General features: G+C 37.0%; 15 protein-coding genes. All 15 read left to right on the top strand.

Annotation, left to right across the window (positions count from 1 at the left end; translation table 11 throughout):
• Nucleotides 1-2: 2 nt before the first annotated feature.
• The 15 genes from BM183_RS07130 (at nucleotide 3) to BM183_RS07060 (ending at nucleotide 18,205) form a co-directional block, all read left to right on the top strand.
• Nucleotides 3-881: a branched-chain amino acid ABC transporter permease gene (locus BM183_RS07130; RefSeq protein ID WP_091685636.1), complete on the top strand. Its 879-nt coding sequence runs from the start codon at nucleotides 3-5 to the stop codon at nucleotides 879-881.
• Nucleotides 862-1,635 (top strand): ABC transporter ATP-binding protein, encoded by a 774-nt coding sequence (locus BM183_RS07125; RefSeq protein ID WP_091685634.1) that lies wholly within the window; start codon nucleotides 862-864, stop codon nucleotides 1,633-1,635. The genes BM183_RS07130 and BM183_RS07125 overlap by 20 nt, the downstream gene beginning before the upstream one ends.
• On the top strand, nucleotides 1,628-2,326 hold the full coding sequence (locus BM183_RS07120) for an ABC transporter ATP-binding protein (protein ID WP_091685633.1): 699 nt from the start codon (nucleotides 1,628-1,630) through the stop codon (nucleotides 2,324-2,326). The genes BM183_RS07125 and BM183_RS07120 overlap by 8 nt, the downstream gene beginning before the upstream one ends.
• Before the next feature lie 86 nt (nucleotides 2,327-2,412).
• The gene (gene ilvD, locus BM183_RS07115; RefSeq protein WP_091685631.1) at nucleotides 2,413-4,071 is read left to right on the top strand and encodes a dihydroxy-acid dehydratase; all 1,659 of its coding nucleotides are present in this window, start codon (nucleotides 2,413-2,415) and stop codon (nucleotides 4,069-4,071) included.
• A gap of 109 nt (nucleotides 4,072-4,180) precedes the next feature.
• Complete coding sequence (locus BM183_RS07110) at nucleotides 4,181-5,176, top strand: LacI family DNA-binding transcriptional regulator (RefSeq protein WP_091685630.1); 996 nt, start codon at nucleotides 4,181-4,183, stop codon at nucleotides 5,174-5,176.
• Between the two features lie 10 nt (nucleotides 5,177-5,186).
• Entirely contained in the window at nucleotides 5,187-6,017 is an 831-nt protein-coding gene (locus BM183_RS07105) for a sugar phosphate isomerase/epimerase family protein (protein WP_091685628.1), read from the top strand.
• 31 nt (nucleotides 6,018-6,048) lie between these two features.
• Entirely contained in the window at nucleotides 6,049-7,416 is a 1,368-nt protein-coding gene (locus BM183_RS07100; protein WP_091685626.1) for an oxidoreductase, read from the top strand.
• 36 nt (nucleotides 7,417-7,452) lie between these two features.
• Nucleotides 7,453-8,481 carry a zinc-dependent alcohol dehydrogenase gene (locus BM183_RS07095; RefSeq protein ID WP_091685624.1) on the top strand — a complete coding sequence of 343 codons (1,029 nt, stop codon included), beginning with the start codon at nucleotides 7,453-7,455 and terminating at the stop codon, nucleotides 8,479-8,481.
• A 100-nt stretch (nucleotides 8,482-8,581) separates the two neighbouring features.
• Nucleotides 8,582-9,349, top strand: coding sequence for a 3-ketoacyl-ACP reductase (locus BM183_RS07090; RefSeq protein WP_091685622.1), 768 nt, complete (start codon nucleotides 8,582-8,584; stop codon nucleotides 9,347-9,349).
• Between the two features lie 41 nt (nucleotides 9,350-9,390).
• A complete protein-coding gene (locus BM183_RS07085) occupies nucleotides 9,391-11,349 on the top strand; it encodes an FAD-binding protein (RefSeq protein WP_091685620.1) in 1,959 nt (652 codons plus the stop codon).
• Nucleotides 11,350-11,686: 337 nt separating this feature from the next.
• Complete coding sequence (locus tag BM183_RS07080) at nucleotides 11,687-12,388, top strand: response regulator transcription factor (protein WP_091685618.1); 702 nt, start codon at nucleotides 11,687-11,689, stop codon at nucleotides 12,386-12,388.
• Entirely contained in the window at nucleotides 12,378-13,592 is a 1,215-nt protein-coding gene (locus BM183_RS07075; RefSeq protein WP_091685617.1) for a sensor histidine kinase, read from the top strand. The genes BM183_RS07080 and BM183_RS07075 overlap by 11 nt, the downstream gene beginning before the upstream one ends.
• A gap of 70 nt (nucleotides 13,593-13,662) precedes the next feature.
• Nucleotides 13,663-16,293, top strand: coding sequence for a hypothetical protein (locus BM183_RS07070; RefSeq protein ID WP_091685615.1), 2,631 nt, complete (start codon nucleotides 13,663-13,665; stop codon nucleotides 16,291-16,293).
• Complete coding sequence (locus BM183_RS07065; protein WP_091685614.1) at nucleotides 16,280-17,221, top strand: ABC transporter ATP-binding protein; 942 nt, start codon at nucleotides 16,280-16,282, stop codon at nucleotides 17,219-17,221. The genes BM183_RS07070 and BM183_RS07065 overlap by 14 nt, the downstream gene beginning before the upstream one ends.
• A gap of 69 nt (nucleotides 17,222-17,290) precedes the next feature.
• Nucleotides 17,291-18,205 carry an ABC transporter permease gene (locus BM183_RS07060; RefSeq protein WP_091685612.1) on the top strand — a complete coding sequence of 305 codons (915 nt, stop codon included), beginning with the start codon at nucleotides 17,291-17,293 and terminating at the stop codon, nucleotides 18,203-18,205.
• Nucleotides 18,206-18,395 lie beyond the last annotated feature (190 nt).

Genomic DNA, 18,395 nt, shown 5'->3' with positions numbered 1-18,395 from the left:
AAATGCAATTTTATCTTTCAGTACTTACTCTAACTTTGATTACAATAATAGGAGTTGCAGGTGTATATGTACTTACCAGTTTAGCCGGAATGTTCTCCTTAGGACAGGCGGCATTTATGGCAATTGGTGCTTATGCATCCGGAATTTTAGTTGTTAAACTTAATTGGCCTTTTCTTCCTGCAGCTATTTTAGCAGTATTAATTAGTGTAATTATAGGATTTTTTGTAGGTTTACCTACAGTAAAACTTAGACGTGACTATATATCATTAGTAACATTAGGATTTGGTGAAGCTTTAACTGCTATCTTAAACCAAATGACTGGACTTACAGGTGGTGCCGCAGGTTTCTCCGGCTTCCCTAAAGTAATTAGTTTTCCTATTGTTCTGGTCGCTGCAATTATTTGTGTTATATTAGTGGCATTTTTTAAAAAATCAAAATATGGAAGACAATGTATTGCTTTAAAAGGTGATGAACTTGCAGCAAAAGCCATGGGCATTAACGTTCCAAAAGTGAAGATGATTGCCTTTCTTTTCTCGGTGGCTTTAGTATCTTTATCCGGAGTTCTGTATGCTTTCTATGTTACTTACGTAGATCCTACATTATTTGGATGGAAACTTAGCGGTGAATGGGTAATCATGAACTTCTTTGGCGGCGTTAGCAGCTTAACAGGTTCTATACTTTCAGCTATTATACTTACTGCCTTACCAGAAATGTTAAGATTTTTATCTGATTTTAGAATGGTATTCTATGCAGTTGTGGTATTATTGGTTCTTAATTTTAAACCGGCAGGTTTGCTTGGTACTTGGGAATTGACTCCAAAGAACGTAAAGAAATTATTCCAGAAAAAGAAGGAGGGTACCCATGCTTCTTCAGGTAAGTAATATAAGTAAAAACTTTGGAGGTGTACAGGCCACCAAAGATTTCAGTGTAACTGTAGACAAAGGAGAAATAGTTGGTATCATTGGACCAAACGGAGCTGGTAAAACAACTATTTTTAATGTTATATCCGGTGTATATACTGCAGATGAAGGTTCTATTTTATTATCTGGTCAGAATGTAACTAAATTACCCCAACATGAAATTACAAAGCTGGGAATTGGTAGAACATTTCAGAACATTCGTCTTTTTAAAGGACTTTCTATTATAGAAAATGTTATGTGTGCATTTGATCCACAATCAAAATACTCCTTCATTGGCAGTATTATTCCAACGCCAAAGAGAAAAGCTGAGGAAAAACGAGGCAAGGAATTATGTGAACATTACTTAGAGATTGTTGGATTAAAAGATTATATAAATGAAGCACCCGAGAATCTGGCTTATGGATACCAGAGACGTTTAGAGATTGCACGGGCTTTAATGTGCAATCCAAAAGTATTATTACTTGACGAACCAGCAGCTGGTCTTAATCCAACTGAAGTTGGTGAGTTAACAGAATTAATTTTAAAGCTAAGTAAAGATTTCGGATTTGCTACCATGCTGATTGAACATAGACTAGAGTTGGTTATGGGTATTTCTCATAAGATTGTTGTTCAAAATTTCGGAAAGACCATAGGAGTTGGTACACCGAAAGAAGTTCAGAACAACCCAGCTGTAATCGAAGCTTATTTAGGTGCAGAGGAGGAAGATAATGCTTAAAGTAAATAATTTATCTGCAAGTTATGGATACGTAAAAGCTTTGAAAGAAGTATCAATTAAGGCTGATCAAGGACAAATTGTATCTATTATTGGTGCAAACGGTGCCGGTAAAACTTCGTTACTTCGCTGTATCTCCGGTTTGGTAAAGCCTACTTCCGGAACGATTGAATTCTTAGGAGAACAGATACCAAAGAAACCAAATGATATAGTAAAAAAAGGTATCATTCATGTACCAGAAGGAAGAAAAACTTTCTCAGGACTATCAATTCAAGATAATCTATTAGTTGGTGGCTACCTATTCAGTGCAAAAGAAAATGAAGAAGAATTAAAGAAGAATTATGAATTATTCCCTATATTGAAACAACGTAAAGAACAATATGCCGGAACTCTATCAGGAGGAGAGCAGCAGATGCTTGCTATTGCAAGAGGACTTATGTCACATCCAAAGCTAATGTTATTAGATGAGCCCTCATTAGGTCTGGCTCCCCTTATCGTAAATCAGGTATATGAATTAATTGCCCAGATTCGTGATAGAGGAATTACCGTATTATTAGTTGAACAGAATGCCAAGAAAGCACTTGGGCTATGTGACAAAGCCTATGTATTGGAAAATGGCGAGATAATTCTGGAAGGAACCGGAAAAGAGTTATTATGTTCTGAATCAGTAAAGAAAGCTTATTTAGGTGGCTGATAATAAATTTTGATAGATGTAGCAATTTGTACGGTCCCACAAAAGTCATTATTAAAAGGCGTTAAAGCGCCGGAATCGAGGTTAATATGATCAGGGAATGGAATGAAGAATCACTGGATCACAGAAATGCATTGTTATATGCCATGGGTGTCACAGAAGCAGACGCAAAACGTTCCGTTATTGGTATCGTAAATTCCTGGAATGAAATGAACCCGGGACATTATGCTTTTAAAGAAGTAATACAAAAAATCAAAGATGAAATATATAACGCAGGTGGATATGCAGTAGAATTACCCATTTCAGGTATTTGTGACGGTATGTGTTCCAATACACCGGGAGACCGCTATACTCTGCCTGCCCGTGATATGGTATCATCTGAAGTGGAAACAGTAGCAGAATTAAATGGCTTGGAAGGTATGGTTATGCTAGGTACCTGTGATAAGGTAGTTCCAGGTATGATCATGGGTGCTTTAAGAGTAAATATTCCTACCGTTATGATGACAGGCGGTTTTATGGCTCCCGGTAACATAGATGGAAAAATGATTACCTTAACACATACAAAACAAGCATATGCCTCTTATATTGCAGGAGACATTTCAGAAGAGGAATATAAACAAGTAGTTCGCAATGCCTGTCCAACCCCAGGTGCCTGTCCCTTTATGGGAACTGCCAACACTATGTGTGCAACGGCTGAAATATTAGGTTTATCACCACATGGTAATGCAAGTGTCAGATGCCAGTCCAAGGAATGGAATGAAATGGCGAAGATCGTAGGGAAAAGAATTGTAGAATTAGTGAAAGAAGAAGTTAAGCCCAGAGACATTATTAAGAAAGAGAACTTTGAAAATGCGGTCAAATATATGATGGCAACCGGCGGATCTACGAATTCCATTTTACATATTCCTGCCATGGCAAGGCAAGCAGATATTGAAATTATCCCGGAAATATTTGATGATATCAGCAGAAAAATACCGGTAATCAGTACTATATACCCAAATCACCCTGCCTATACTATGGCAGATTTTAGTATGGCAGGTGGATTAGGAGCAGTGATGTCAGAACTTGATAAGGCAGGACTGGTAGAAACAAGTGCAAAAGGAATGTTTGGTACTTTAGCAGATAAAATTGCATTATCAGATAATAAAAATACTGATGTTATACATCCTGTTTCCAGTCCCATACATGAGCAAGGCGGTTTAGCTGTATTATCCGGCAACATTGCAACAGATAGCTGTATTGTTAAATTTTCCGCGGTAGATAAAGCAGTATGGAAGTTTAGAGGACCTGCAAAGGTCTATAATTCCCAGGATGATGCATGGAATGCTATTTTGAAAGATGAGATCAAAGCCGGAGATGTTGTAGTCATTCGGTATGAGGGACCAAAGGGATCACCGGGTATGCCTCATATGGAAACCTTTATGGCAGCCGTATTAGGTAAAGGCATGGGCACAAAGATTGCATTGGTATCAGACGGAAGATTCTCAGGTGCTACTGGTGGATTGGCAATTGGGCACGTATCACCGGAAGCTTATGAAGGCGGTAATATTGCAATCATTCAAGATGGAGATATAATAGATATCGATATAGAGAATCGTTTGCTGACAGTAGCTTTAACTGACAAGGAAATTGAAGACAGAAAGAAAAACTGGAAACCGGTAGAAAAACCATCTCCAGGATGGTTAGGATTATACAAGAAGAACTGCACATCAGCTCACAGGGGGGCTACTGTATATTGGAATAAATAAGGGTGGTGCTAGGTTGAAAAAAGCAAGGTTTTTTCAACTGGCGATTTGTACCGAGCACAAATCGCTGCCATTATTATAATGGTGCTAAAGCACCGGAATCGAGGTTAAAATGTCAAATATAAAGGATGTGGCTGAACGGGCAGGGGTTTCTCCCAGCACAGTATCCAGGGTGCTTAGTGATAACCAATACTATATTAAAAAAGAAACCAGGGAAAAAGTTCTAAAAGCTGTTAAAGAGCTGAATTATACCCCAAACGTTCTTGCAAAAGGATTAAAGGGCGGACGTAGTAATAACATTGGACTCTTAATACCTAATATTCAAAACGAAATGTTCCCGCCAATTATTAGAGGGGTTGAAGATTTTGTAAGAAAAAGAGGATACAATATTATTTTATGCGACATAGATGATGATATAGAAATTGAAAAATATTATGTGAATAAATTAAGCCAAAACATTGTAGATGGATTTATAGTATGCTCCATGCTAAAAGACAGCGATAGTATCAGGCAGCTTCATAAAGATGGTTTTCCGGTTGTATTGGTATCCAGATATTATGGTGAGAAAATGAACTCCGTTATTATAAACAATTATCAGGCAGGCTATGATGCAACCAATTATTTAATCCGTACAGGCAATAAAAAAATTGCAATTGTAGTAGGACGTCCGGAATTGAATGTCTATGGACAGAGATTACAAGGCTATAAAGATGCCATACAAAATGCAGGCTTAGAGCTTGATGAAAATTTGATAATTTATGAAACCAGTGGTGATAATGGGCTTTATCAGGCCATGATGGAACTTTTGAAAAAGGAAGATAGAATTGATGCTGTTTTTGCAACCAGTGATCCAAAAGCTATCGTAACCATGAAAGCAATAATGGACTATGGTTTAAAAATACCAGACGATATATCGGTGCTGGGTTTTGATAATATAGCAGTAAGTACTTTGTTGAATCCGCCCCTTTCAACAGTTTCTCAACCATTTTATCAGATGGGAAGTCTGGCAGCAAAGAAATTATTAAATATTATAAACGGCCATGGACCTGCAGAGCCGGTAATTGATATGTTAGATACGGAGATTATCATTCGCAAGACAACAAAATAGAGGTAAATCAATGAATCCAATAGGAATTAATTTGTGGAATTGGACAGGAGATTTTAACCAATCAAAAATTGAGTATATAAATAAAGCCGCAAAGTTAGGATATACGGCAATAGAAATTGGAGTAGAAAATGCCGCAATAGATCCAATACCAATCAAAGAAGCTATCGAAAATAACAATTTACAAGTTACCTTATGTGCAGCAATGACAAAAGGGAAGGATATTTCTAATTTCGATGAGCAGATTAGAGAAAATACAAAAGAATACATGAGAAAGTGTTTCCTGCTTGGAAAAGAAATTGGTTCCAAATTATTTGTTGGTCCTGTATATGCAGGAGGCGCCAAAGCCCATCTGCTAAGCAGGGAAGACAAAAGGAAAGAATGGGAGCTTGCTGTTACGGGTTTGAGAGAAATGGCAGAGGCTGCTGCTGAATGGGGGATATCCATAGCTATTGAACCTTTGAACCGTTACCGGACAAGCGTAGTTAATACCTTAGAACAGGCATTACAAATGGTATATGATATTAACAAAGATAATGTTGGAATCTTATACGATACTTATCAAGCTAATATAGAAGAAGAGGATATTTATGAACCTTTAAAAACCATATGTAAAGCAGGAAAATTACTGCATGTTCAACTAAGTGACTCCAATCGTGGTGCCCCCGGAATGGGACATATCGACTTTAAGCCGGTATTTGAAATATTAAAAGCCTATGACTATAAAGGGCATATCACAGTTGAAACCTTTACTGAAGGTGTTTTTGATAGCGGCTGGATTGTATTAGACACTCCGGACAATGTTGCAAAAATAGGTATGGAAACAATCAAACAGTATATATAGAAGGCAATAAAGCGCCAGAATCGAGGTTAATATGTCACAATTTGAAAAATTTAACTTTAAAACAATGGAAGAAATCCAAGGAAAGATTGAAGAACTAGGAGTGGATATTACATTATCCCACAATCTTGAACCTTTGAAAAAACCAGTTAAGGTAGGTAATAAAATAGCTCCAAACTCTATTGCAATTCTTCCAATGGAAGGCTGCGACAGTAATCCTGACGGAAGTCCATCGGAATTAGTATATAGAAGATATGAACGTTTCTCCGCTGGCGGTGCCGGACTTCTATGGTGGGAAGCAAATGCAGTGGTACAAGAAGGCAGAGCAAATCCTTTGCAAATGATGATTACCAAAGAAAACAAAGGTGAATTTGCGAAATTAATTCAAGTTTGCAAAAAAACTGCTGCAGATTCCTGTGGAAGTGATCACAAACCACTTAATATCTTACAATTAACTCACTCAGGAAGATATTCCCGTCCGGCAGACAATGGAGCTCCTATGATTGCGCAGCATGATCCATTATTAGATCCCAGAGTAGGGATTACTAATGACTATCCCGTTGTAACAGATGAATATCTTGACAGTTTAGTTGGTAAATATGTTCAGTCTGCTTTACTTGCAAAAGAAGTTGGATTTGACGGTGTTGACATTAAATCCTGCCATAGATATCTGTTATCTGAAATCTTAGCCAGCCATACAAGAAAAGGAAAATACGGCGGAAGCTTCGAAAATCGTATACGCTTGTTATTAACAATCGTAAAAGAAGTTCGTAAAGCTGTTGGTGAAGATTTTATTATAGCATGCAGACTCAATGTATTCGATTATCATCCATATCCATATGGCTTTGGAGTAGATAAAGATGACTATACAAAAGAAGACTTTACTGAGCCATTACAACTAGTAAAATTATTATGTGAGAATGGAGTTGACTTATTAAGCAACTCAGCAGGTAACCCATACTATAGATTCCCACAAGTTACCCGTCCATTTGATTCCGCTATCATTGGAGGAGAAGTACCACCAGAACATCCATTAGAAAGTATTGCAAGATTATTCAATTTTACAAGACAGATTCAAAAGGTTTCTACTGTTCCTGTAATTGGTAATGGATATAGCTGGTTGCGTCAATTCCTGCCATATGCTGGATCTGCAAATATTCAGGATGGTTCCTGCTCATTAGTTGGACTGGGACGTGAAGCATTTGCATATCCCGATGCACCAAAGGATATCTTTAGAACAGAAGCTATGGACCCGAAGAAATGTTGTATCGCATGCAGTAAGTGTACACAGATTATGCGTGATCATGGACGTACAGGTTGTGTAATAAAAGATGCAGCACAATATGCTCCGCTCTACAAAGAATATAGGGAAAAGGCTGATGCTAAAAACGCTGATAGATAAAGGAATTGGATACCAGCCGCCTAGATGGGAGAGTTTATGGATAAGTTAATAAATAAAATCGGAAGAGTTGTAGAACCAGGCAAGGTGGATTTTCTTGAAAAGACATTAAAGAATCCGGAAGGAAAAGAAGTATTAATTAAAATTGTTTCCAGCAGTATTTGCGGAAGTGATTTACATATATTTAAAGGCAAACATCCATCAGCGCCATTACCGGTAACAATCGGACATGAATTTTCAGGTGACGTTATAGCAGTAGGTAGTCAGGTAAAGAATGTTAAGGCAGGTGACCGGGTTACGGTAGAACCTTGTTTGGTATGCGGTGAATGTTTGGCATGCCGTACCGGTAATTATGGCTATTGTGAAAATATAAGCTTTACTTATCGAAACGGAGATGGCGCAATGGCTCATTATATTACTGTACAGGAGCCATATGTTTATAAGCTTCCGGATTCTATGTCCTATGATGAAGGAGCGTTGATCGAACCTTTATCAGTTGCTACTCATGCAGTAAGAAGAGCCGGGGTAAAGCTTGGAGAAAAAGTAATCATAATAGGAAGCGGTGCCATTGGTATACTTATTGCTGCCTTATCCAGAAGATCCGGTGCTACTGAAGTGGTGGTTGTAGACCATAATGATGCAAAATTGCAGATGGCCCTGGAAATGGGAGCTACAAGAACCATTAATTCAAAGAATGAAGATGTATGCCAGATAGTTAATGAACTAACGGATGGTTACGGTATGGATAAATCCTTTGAATGCGTGGGGGTAGAAGCAACTTTTATTCAGGCAATGATGAGCGTTAAGAAAAATGGATTGGCAACCATTATTGGGATCTTTGAGAATCCAAATATAACTATTCCGGCAACTCGTTTTATTACTCATGAGATAAAAATACAAGGTTCACAAGGATATTGCTGGGATTTCCCTGTAGCTTTAAGCGTAGCAGATTCTATACCACTTAAAAAATTAATTACACATAAATTCCAATTGGACCAACTTCAAGAAGCTCTTGAAACTTGCTTAAGCAGGGAAAAAGGAGCGATTAAAGTTCTTATAGAACCATAAAAAAGAAACAATGTCAAAGGTCCCGTCTAAACAGGGCTTTTGACATTTTGCAAATATATGAAAAATAAATTATGAAACATGAAAAAATGGAGGTAAACTAGTGAAAAAGACAGCTATAGTTACAGGCGGAAGTCGTGGGATTGGGTTTGGTATCTCCAAACAATTAGGATTAGACGGATGCAATGTAGTAATCCTAGCTACACAGCCAAAAGAAAAATATGAGGATAATTTAAGCCAATTAGATTCTTTAAATATAGATTATCACTATGTACAAGGAAGCATTGATAAAAAGGAAGACAGAGAAAAATTACTTGCAGAAACACTTAAGGTATTCGGCAGGGTAGATATACTAATAAATAATGCAGGAGTAGCACCTATACAAAGAAAAGATTTATTAGAGATGGAAGAAGAAAGCTTTGACAGAGTGGTTGGTATCAATACTAAAGGTACTATGTTCTTGACCCAGATTATTGCTAATCAAATGATTAAACAAGAAAAAGTATTTGAATCAAAAGGGACCATAGTAAATATTTCCTCCTGTTCCTCTGTTGTATCTTCCACACAAAGAGGGGAATATTGTATCTCTAAAGCAGGAATATCAATGTTAACAACACTATATGCAGATCGTTTGGCATCAGAAGATATCTTTGTTCATGAGGTTCGTCCAGGTGTTATTGCTACGGATATGACTTCTACCGTACAAGAAAAGTATAACAAAATGTTTGAAAATGGTAATTTTCCTATTGCACGTTGGGGAACACCAGAAGATATTGCCAATGCAGTGTCTGCATTTTGTTCTGGCAAGTTCTTATATACAACAGGAAACTATATTGATTTAGACGGCGGTTTCCATATCCGCAGATTGTAAACTTCTAAAATTAATTTAGAAGAATGAAAGGAAGGCGTCATATGAAAAAGGAAACAGTAGAAATAAACGGTTATCCAGTTGAGGTATATTCCTATAATACCATTGTTCTTGGAACTGGTGCAGCAGGCTTTAATGCAGCAGACCGCTTATATCAGTATGGACAAACTGATATGGCAATCATAACTGAGAATAAAAATGCTGGTACTTCCCGAAATACTGGTTCAGATAAACAAACTTATTACAAATTAACCATGTCAGGAGACAATCCTGATTCCGTTGCAGAAATGGCTCAGACTCTATTTGAAGGTGGATGTGTCGATGGTGATACCGCTCTTTGCGAAGCAGCATTATCTTCTCAGAGTTTTTATAAGTTAGTGGAACTGGGAGTTCCATTTCCAAGAAATCGCTATGGAGAATATGTTGGTTATAAAACCGATCATGATCCAAGAACGAGAGCAACTTCAGTAGGGCCTTATACATCAAAGGTTATGACAGAATGCTTAGAAAAGGCCGTGTCAGATAAAAACATTACCCTACATGATAAAATGCAGTGTATACGTGTATTGACCCAAAATAATAGATTTTATGGCATCTTATGCCTAAATTTGAATTCCGTAGACAAATCCCACCGATATGTACTTTTTAATGCAAAGAATATAATCTATGCAACAGGGGGACCTGCCGGGATGTATTCAGACTCTGCTTATCCTTTCGGCCACTATGGTGCTTCTGGTTTAGCGTTCCAGGCAGGAGTAAAAGGAAAGAATTTAACAGAATGGCAATACGGATTAGCTTCTGTAAAACCACGCTGGAATGTATCCGGAACCTATATGCAGGTAATACCAAGATTCGTCTCAACGGATGAAGAGGGTGGAGATGAACGAGAATTCTTATTTGATTATTTCCAGGATAAATATGATTTATTAAGTAAAGTATTTTTAAAGGGTTATCAATGGCCCTTTGACGTAAGAAAAATTGATGGAGGCTCTTCCATAATTGACTTGTTGGTTTACATAGAAACCTGCTTAAAAGGCAGACGTGTGTTCTTGGATTTCAGAGAGAATCCGGGTAAAAGTGAAATAGATTTTAGCCAATTAACCGATGAAGCAAGAACATATCTTGAAAGGGCCGGTGCTACCTTTGGAACCCCCTATGATAGAATGGTTCATATGAATCAGCCGGCTGTAGATTTTTACAGGAATAAAGGAATCGATTTGGAAAATCAAATGTTAGAAATTGCACTTTGCGCTCAGCATAATAATGGAGGTTTATCTACGGATGCCTGGTGGCAGACCAATGTGGAAGGCTTCTTTGCAGCCGGAGAAGTAAGCGGAAGTCATGGTATTTACAGACCGGGAGGAACAGCACTCAATGCAGGTCAGGTTGGCGCGGTAAGAGCTGCTCAGTATATAGCAAGAAACAGACAGGGTGACTCTGAATCAACAAAAGAATTTTTAAAGGTTGTAGAAAAAGAGGTAGAAGAGACCATTCGTCTTGGAGAAAGCTGTATTACTACGGAAGACAATATAGATGATATGTGGAAACATACCACAAAACGTATGAGTCAGGCAGGGGCTGCAATCAGAACAGAGGAATCCATTGAGAAAATAACAAAAGAAGTGCTGACGGAAATCAATCAATTTAGTGCATTGATTAAAGTAAAAGAAGAAAAGCAGCTAAGAAAAGTATACCGGCTCTTTGATATATTAACCAGTCAATATGTGTATTTATCTGCCATGACCGACTATGTGAAACATGGTGGTAAAAGCAGAGGTTCTGCTTTATACTCTGATAAATCAGGCAAAAAACCATATGACTTCCTGCCGGATATCTTTAACTTTACTATAGATGATGGCTCAAAAAATAATCAGATTCAAGAAGTATTGTATCAAAACAAGGAATGTATCTGTACCTGGCGGCAGGTTCGGCCTTTACCAATGGAAGATAACTTCTTTGAAACAGTTTGGAGAGAATACCGGGAAAACGGTAACATCGTATAATTCAGGATATAAAGTTTAATAAAAAAGAATACTTGAGTAACTAATAAATTAGAAAACATTTGCTTTATGCAAGTGTTTTTTCTTCTGTTATTTAAACATTGTATTTTATGTTATTCAAAAGTTAGCTAAAGTAAAGCAATTCACAAGCTTTCTTAAGAAAAAATTAAAGACTTCTTCCAGCAATTATGCTAGTATATTTATACATATTAGAGGAAAACTCTACAAATTGTATAATGGAAATAATTGGTACAAAGATAAGAATGGTAAATACTTGTCAAATACATATTAAATCAATATAATGGAGCTATTGAATATTTAAATGAAAGGATGGAAACCCATGGGACAGACTAGCATATTGGTAGTGGATGATGATAAAGAAATTGCAGAGCTGGTAGAGATTCATTTGGTCAGCGACGGATACCAAGTCTTTAAGGCCTATAGTGCTAAAGAAGGTTACGATATATTAGAAAAAGAAGATATAAAACTAGTCATATTAGATATTATGATGCCGGGAATTGATGGTCTAAACATGTGTAAGACCATTCGGAAGAATAGCACCATTCCCATTATTATGCTAAGCGCCAAGTCTGCGGATCTGGATAAAATTATCGGGCTTAGTACAGGAGCAGATGATTATGTTATTAAACCATTTAATCCTTTGGAATTAACTGCAAGGGTAAAATCACAGCTTAGAAGATATACCACTTTTAATCCAAATTCTCATGAAGAGAAGTCTGGAAAAGAAATTATAGTCAATCATTTGATTATCAATAAAGAAGATCATCGGGTAATCTCCTATGGCAAAGAGGTAAAACTAACCCCCATCGAATTTGATATTTTACATCTCCTTGCTTCTAATCCGGGCAGAGTATTTAGTACAGATGAGATATTTGAACGAGTTTGGAACGAGAAAATGTTTGAAGCCAATAATACGGTAATGGTACACATCCGAAGATTGAGAGAGAAGATAGAAATGGATTCCCGTAATGCACAAATTATAAAAACCGTTTGGGGAGTTGGATATAAAATTGAAAAATAGCATATTTAAAAGTTTTAGATTTGAGATAGTTCTATACAGTCTACTTAGTTTGATTTATACAATATTAACGGAAGCAGCACTGTTTTTTGGAATCTATCTCATTTATAACATTATTCATAATGATGGAGTTCGGGAAAAAGTGCTTAACTCCGAAGCAATAAGGAATGGGACAACAAATTCACTTCCTTACGTCAATCAGCAGATTCCAGGCTACGGAGCTGCTGCAGAGAACAGCAGGCAAACTATGGGCTCTATAAACGACATGGTGCCCGTTCTGGTTACCTTGGCGTTGACCATAGGAGTTATATTATTTACGGTCTATTTCCTGCTGTTAACTAAGAAATTCATAGTTTATCTGGAACGAATCTCTTGGGGCATTCAAGAAATATCCGCAGGAAACTTTAAAACTAAAATAAATATTGACAGCGAAGATGAATTCACCCTTATTGCAGACAAAATCAATAAGATGGCTGCAGATGTGAATCAGATATTTGAAGATAACCGAAAAAGCGAATATGCAAAGAATGAGTTGATTACCAGTGTTGCTCATGACTTACGGACGCCTTTAACATCTATTATAGGTTATCTGGATTTGGTTTCAACGGGCAAAAATATTGATGATGAAGTGAAGCAAAAATACGTAGAAGTAGCTTATAGCAAGTCAAAGAGATTGGAGAAGTTAATTGAAGATTTATTTGCTTATACCAACGTAAGCTTCGGTGAAGTTGCTATGGACTATACGGATGTGGATATGGTGAAGTTTATGAATCAGCTGGTGGATGAATTCTATCCAAGTTTTCAAGACAGTGGATTGGAATATGAATTTACCACAAATGTTAATTCGGCTATTGTTATGGCGGATGGAAATCAGCTATCCAGAGCAATAGCGAACCTAATCAGTAATGCTATTAAATACGGTAAAGATGGAAAAAGAATCAAGATTAAATTATGGAAAGAAAATGGGAAGGTGATGGTTGATATTATCAACTACGGAAGACTGATCCCAGAGGAAGATATAGAGAATATATTTAAACGGTTTTATCGGGTGGAAAGTTCCAGATCCAGTGAAACAGGCGGAACCGGATTAGGCCTTGCCATTGCAAAAAGCATTATTGAAATGCATGGAGGAACTATTTATGCAAGGAGTAACTTTGATGGAACAGTGTTCGAAGTGACCTTGGATGAGAAAATTCAAAAAGAATGAAAGTAATAAATGTAGAAAATAAGTACATCTTGATTTGTATGCGTGCTAAAGCACGCAGATGGGAGTTTCTATGAAAGAGTATTGGCATAAAAAGAAGCTTATATGGATTATAATCGCCTTGGGCATTATCCTGGTTACCTTTATGGGATTATCCATAAAAGTAGCAGGTAAATTTCAGAATAAAGCCCAGAATCAGTTGTCGGTTTATTCCGGGGATATATCTATGACCATTGATTATGGTTACAATCAGTATGCCAAATACGGTAGGTATATGAATGTCCGTGCAGATGTTACCAACGAAGGGGATGACTTTCACGGATGGTTTCAGGTAATAGCGCCTAAATTAGATAATAACGTATTTTATCGTAAAGAAGTAACGGTGGAATCCGATGTAACAGAGAATATATCTATAAATATACCTTTAACAGATGATACGGGAATCTTACATGTTAAGCTGCTGGATGATGACGGGAAATCTGTAGTGGAAAAGGAAATTGGCATAAAGATTGGGAATTATCAAAAAGACATCTATGTTGGAGTATTAAGTGAAAATGCTGCCAAATTGGATTACACCCACCAAGTAGGATCCCAAGTTTTTTATCTTGATGAAAACAACCTGGCAGAAGATTACCTTGGACTTGATCTTTTGGATGTTATCATAGTGAATCAATTTGATACTAACCGTTTAAGCGATTTACAAATTAAAGCCATCCAACAATGGGTTTACAATGGCGGAACCTTAGTGCTGGGAACCGGAGAATATGCAAAAGACACATTAGCAAAGTTCCAGGATATATTCTCCATACAATATTGGGAAGAACTTGAGGAATATAAGCTGACATTCGGAATGAATGAGGAGATTCTGGATCGGCTGAAAAGAGACCTTATAAAATATGATGAGGCAAATAAACTATTAGCAGAAACCTTAAGACAAAATAAAGCTATGTATTACGGTTATTCCGCAGCCACGGAAAAAGGCTCATCTCCCACAGAAGATGCAGTCGCCTTAGGTCCTTCCGGCTGGGTGCAGAATCTGTTGGATAAATTAAAGATTGTTCCTATTCGTAAGAATATAATTCATGCTTCAATAAAAGATGGAGTACCAAAGGTAATGGAAAAAAAACATATCTTAATGGAAGTCAGTTCATTTGGATATGGAAATGTGCAATTGTTTAATTTGGATATGGGTGTGGAAGGGGAACAAGAATCCTTTGGAATTGCCATGTTCTATTCTGTTATGAAGAATATAAGCAGTACGAAACGTACTCAGTTGAATAATGAATTCTATGGAAACTATGTGGATTATAATCTATACAACGGCATGTCCTATGTGGACACTGAAAATATTCCTAAAGTCGGAAAGTATATTGCTATTTTAGCAATCTATGTAATTATAGTGGGACCGGTATTATTTATAGTTTTAAAGAAACTGGATAAGAGGAGCCTGACCTGGATTTTGGTACCATCATTTTCTCTTATATTTACTGCTCTTGTATACGTGGTAGGTTCTGATACGAGAATTAATGAACCTTATGTAGGATACGTTGAGATACTCTCTTTTGAAGAGGAAAATATCGTGCAGGATAATGTTTATTTCGCATTAACTGCTCCTTATAACAATAGATACAAAGTGGATATAGATAACAAATATCAAGTAGTTCAACTAAGTGACAGCAGTAGCAGATATATGTATAGTAATCGCAAAGCTACGGAACCAAACCTGGACAGATATCTGACAGCAATTAATTACGGAACTGAAAAAACAACCTTGGAAGTAAACCGTAATGCTGCCTTTACGCCAATATATTATTATTCCAAGAATCATTACTCTTTTGAAAATAAAATTACTTTGGATATTCACTATGAGGGAGATGAAGTGTATGGAAGTATAACCAATGGATTTCAATTTGATATAACCAATGCCTTATTAAAGTGTGATGGTTTTGTAATTAATATCGGAACCATAAAGCAAGGTGAAACTATTGATATAAAAGATAAAGAATCCCAGATATTTATATCCAGAGATGATTTATATACTACTACTATCATAAACCGTATTTCAGGTGGAACAGATAAGCTGTCGGATAACACAGCAGATGTAAACCGCCGGAACAACGTCTTGTATCACCTGTTAGAACCCAGCATGGAAGGGCATTCCAAGGAAAACTTTCTCATTGGATTTATTCAAGGAGATGCTGAACAAGGTGTAATCAGCCAATTAGCTGAGCAGATGGATGCATATGGAACAAAAGCTCTTTCTGTGCCATTTGATGTGGATCACACGAAGGAGGGAAAGACCTTTGTACCTTCTATTGCTCCTTTTGAAGAGGTGGAAGAGATAGGAGAGACTCAATATTATAATTATAAATCTCTTGAAAATGGAATGAAGACCTTAGAATATCAGCTGCCCCCTGATGAAAAGATCTTATCTTTTGAATACTTAAAAAACCGAAATCAAGTAGTGAAAAAAGATTATTCCAGTAATTTTAGTGGGGATATCTACTTTCTAAATTATAGAACCGGAACTTATGATTTGGTATTTACCACAGGAAAGTTTGGAAGGTTAGATGATGTAAGCTCTTATATAACAGATGAAAATAAAGTCACAATCCGGTATGAAGCCGGGCTGACTCCTAATGAATACCAGGTAGTTTTGCCGTACATTTCTTATTGGAAGGAGGCAGATCATGTTACAAATTAGGAATCTTACAAAAAAATACGGTAAATTTACCGCATTGGATAACTTAAATCTTACCATAGACCAAGGCCAAATCTTCGGTTTTGTAGGACCTAACGGAGCCGGAAAGACAACTACCATGAAGATAGTAGCCGGATTACTAAGGCCAGACTCCGGCCAAGTTTATTTGGACGGAATAGAACAAAAAGAGCATATTAAGGAATTTAAAGAAAGAATAGGCTACATGCCGGATTTCTTTGGAGTTTACGATAACCTGAAAGCTAAGGAATATATGGAGTTCTATGCTTCTATCTATGGAATTGAGGGAGAGCAGTCAAGAAAGCTCAGCTTGGAACTTATGGATCTGGTAGGCTTATCCGATAAGGCGGATAGCTATGTGGACAGCCTGTCCAGAGGAATGAAGCAAAGGTTATGCCTTGCCAGAAGCCTGATTCATAATCCGGAGTTCCTGATACTGGATGAACCTGCTTCCGGTTTGGATCCTAGAGCCAGATATGATATGAAAGAAATTATCAAGGAGCTTAATAAAAGAGGCAAAACCATTCTGATCAGTTCCCACATCCTTCCGGAATTGGCTCAAATGTGTACCAACATTGGTATTATTGAGAATGGGAAGATGATGGTGACAGGCACGGTGGAAGAAATTATGACAACCCGCGGTACGGCTAGTCCGTTAGTGATGCGGTTTGTAAATGGTCAGGAAAAAGCCATCGAAATTCTGAAAGAGAATGAACTTGTTGATAACATAACCATTCGGGATAATAGTGTATCTATATTATTCAAAGGAAATGAAGAAGAAGAAGCCATGCTGCTCACTGACATGATTAAGAATGGTGCATATGTAAATTACTTCTCAAGGGAAGAAAGTGACTTGGAATCTTTATTTATACAAATCACCGGACATACAGAACAAGATACCGGCGAAGCATAATAAATGCAGATCTGATTCTAAAGCTATTAATACTAATATGGAAACCTATATACAGAAAGGAGTCCTCCCATGAAAATTAACCCGGTATATAAAAAAGAATTAAGAATTGGTGTCCGCACCATTAAGACTGCGCTGATTATATTAGGGTATAATGGGTTGTTGGCATTGTTCGGACTATTTGCATTCTATGCAACCTTTGAATATGGCAGCAGATATGGTGGAACCGTTAACTATGCAAAGGTTTTAGAACTTTACGCTATTATTGCAGCAGTAGAGTTTGGTTTGGTACTGTTTACCGTACCTGCTTTAACGGCAGGTTCCATATCCGGGGAGAGGGAAAAACAAACCTTAGACATTCTTTTGACAAGTAAATTAACACCCATGCAGGTTATATTAGGTAAATTGGCGTCCTCTATCAGCATTATGATTCTATTGGCATTCTCCAGTCTGCCCATTATATCCTTGGTATTCTCTATAGGAGGAGTTACTTTCCTGGATCTGCTAGAGTTCATGGCCTTAATTATTATTACTGCCATATATATAGGAAGTATCGGAATATTTTTCTCCTGCTTATTTAAGAAAACCACAGCAGCTACCGTATCTACCTATGGAGCCTTGTTATTTCTGACATTGGGAACTTTCTTCATAATAGCCGCCATAGTAATCTTAAAGGATATGAAAGCGGCAGCTTTGGTTACTCAAACAGATTATATACGTAAGTCCCCTGATGCAGGATATTGGATATTAATTTTGCTGGTTAATCCTGCCATGACCTGCTTTTCTATGATTGAGAATCAGATAGGAACCGGTTCAAGACTTGTAACCTTTTTAAGAGAATTTGGTGTTACCTCTGATTGGATAGAAAGCAATTGGTTTTTTATTAGTGCAGCAATACAGGGAGTACTGTCCTTGATATTTATATATTTTTCATCCAGATTATTAAATCCTTTGAAGGAAAAACGTAGATTTAAAAAGAAGGATTAAGTAAAAGGAACAACGTAAATTAAAACAAAAAGGAGCCCCCAAATAATCTTGCAAGTAATACTTACTAGATCGCCTGGTGGCTCTTTCCGAAACTATGAAAAATGGAAGAAGAATTAATATACACATATTATAACATGTATTCGAAAAAAAGTGTAGTATTTTATTTACTTTTAAAATTACTTATATATAA

This window comes from Anaerocolumna aminovalerica (assembly GCF_900115365.1).
Lineage (GTDB): Bacteria > Bacillota > Clostridia > Lachnospirales > Lachnospiraceae > Anaerocolumna > Anaerocolumna aminovalerica.
The sequence above is the reverse complement of the archived record's forward strand: the minus strand, read 5'-3'. Positions and strand labels throughout refer to the sequence as shown.

Excerpts from the sequence above, each read along its gene's own strand:
- BM183_RS07070 (WP_091685615.1), top strand. The coding sequence starts at position 13,663 with ATGAAAGAGTATTGGCATAAAAAGAAGCTTATATGGATTATAATCGCC.
- BM183_RS07130 (WP_091685636.1), top strand. The coding sequence starts at position 3 with ATGCAATTTTATCTTTCAGTACTTACTCTAACTTTGATTACAATAATA.
- BM183_RS07105 (WP_091685628.1), top strand. The coding sequence starts at position 5,187 with ATGAATCCAATAGGAATTAATTTGTGGAATTGGACAGGAGATTTTAAC.
- ilvD (WP_091685631.1), top strand. The coding sequence starts at position 2,413 with ATGATCAGGGAATGGAATGAAGAATCACTGGATCACAGAAATGCATTG.
- BM183_RS07095 (WP_091685624.1), top strand. The coding sequence starts at position 7,453 with ATGGATAAGTTAATAAATAAAATCGGAAGAGTTGTAGAACCAGGCAAG.
- BM183_RS07120 (WP_091685633.1), top strand. The coding sequence starts at position 1,628 with ATGCTTAAAGTAAATAATTTATCTGCAAGTTATGGATACGTAAAAGCT.
- BM183_RS07080 (WP_091685618.1), top strand. The coding sequence starts at position 11,687 with ATGGGACAGACTAGCATATTGGTAGTGGATGATGATAAAGAAATTGCA.
- BM183_RS07125 (WP_091685634.1), top strand. The coding sequence starts at position 862 with ATGCTTCTTCAGGTAAGTAATATAAGTAAAAACTTTGGAGGTGTACAG.
- BM183_RS07085 (WP_091685620.1), top strand. The coding sequence starts at position 9,391 with ATGAAAAAGGAAACAGTAGAAATAAACGGTTATCCAGTTGAGGTATAT.
- BM183_RS07110 (WP_091685630.1), top strand. The coding sequence starts at position 4,181 with ATGTCAAATATAAAGGATGTGGCTGAACGGGCAGGGGTTTCTCCCAGC.
- BM183_RS07060 (WP_091685612.1), top strand. The coding sequence starts at position 17,291 with ATGAAAATTAACCCGGTATATAAAAAAGAATTAAGAATTGGTGTCCGC.
- BM183_RS07100 (WP_091685626.1), top strand. The coding sequence starts at position 6,049 with ATGTCACAATTTGAAAAATTTAACTTTAAAACAATGGAAGAAATCCAA.
- BM183_RS07065 (WP_091685614.1), top strand. The coding sequence starts at position 16,280 with ATGTTACAAATTAGGAATCTTACAAAAAAATACGGTAAATTTACCGCA.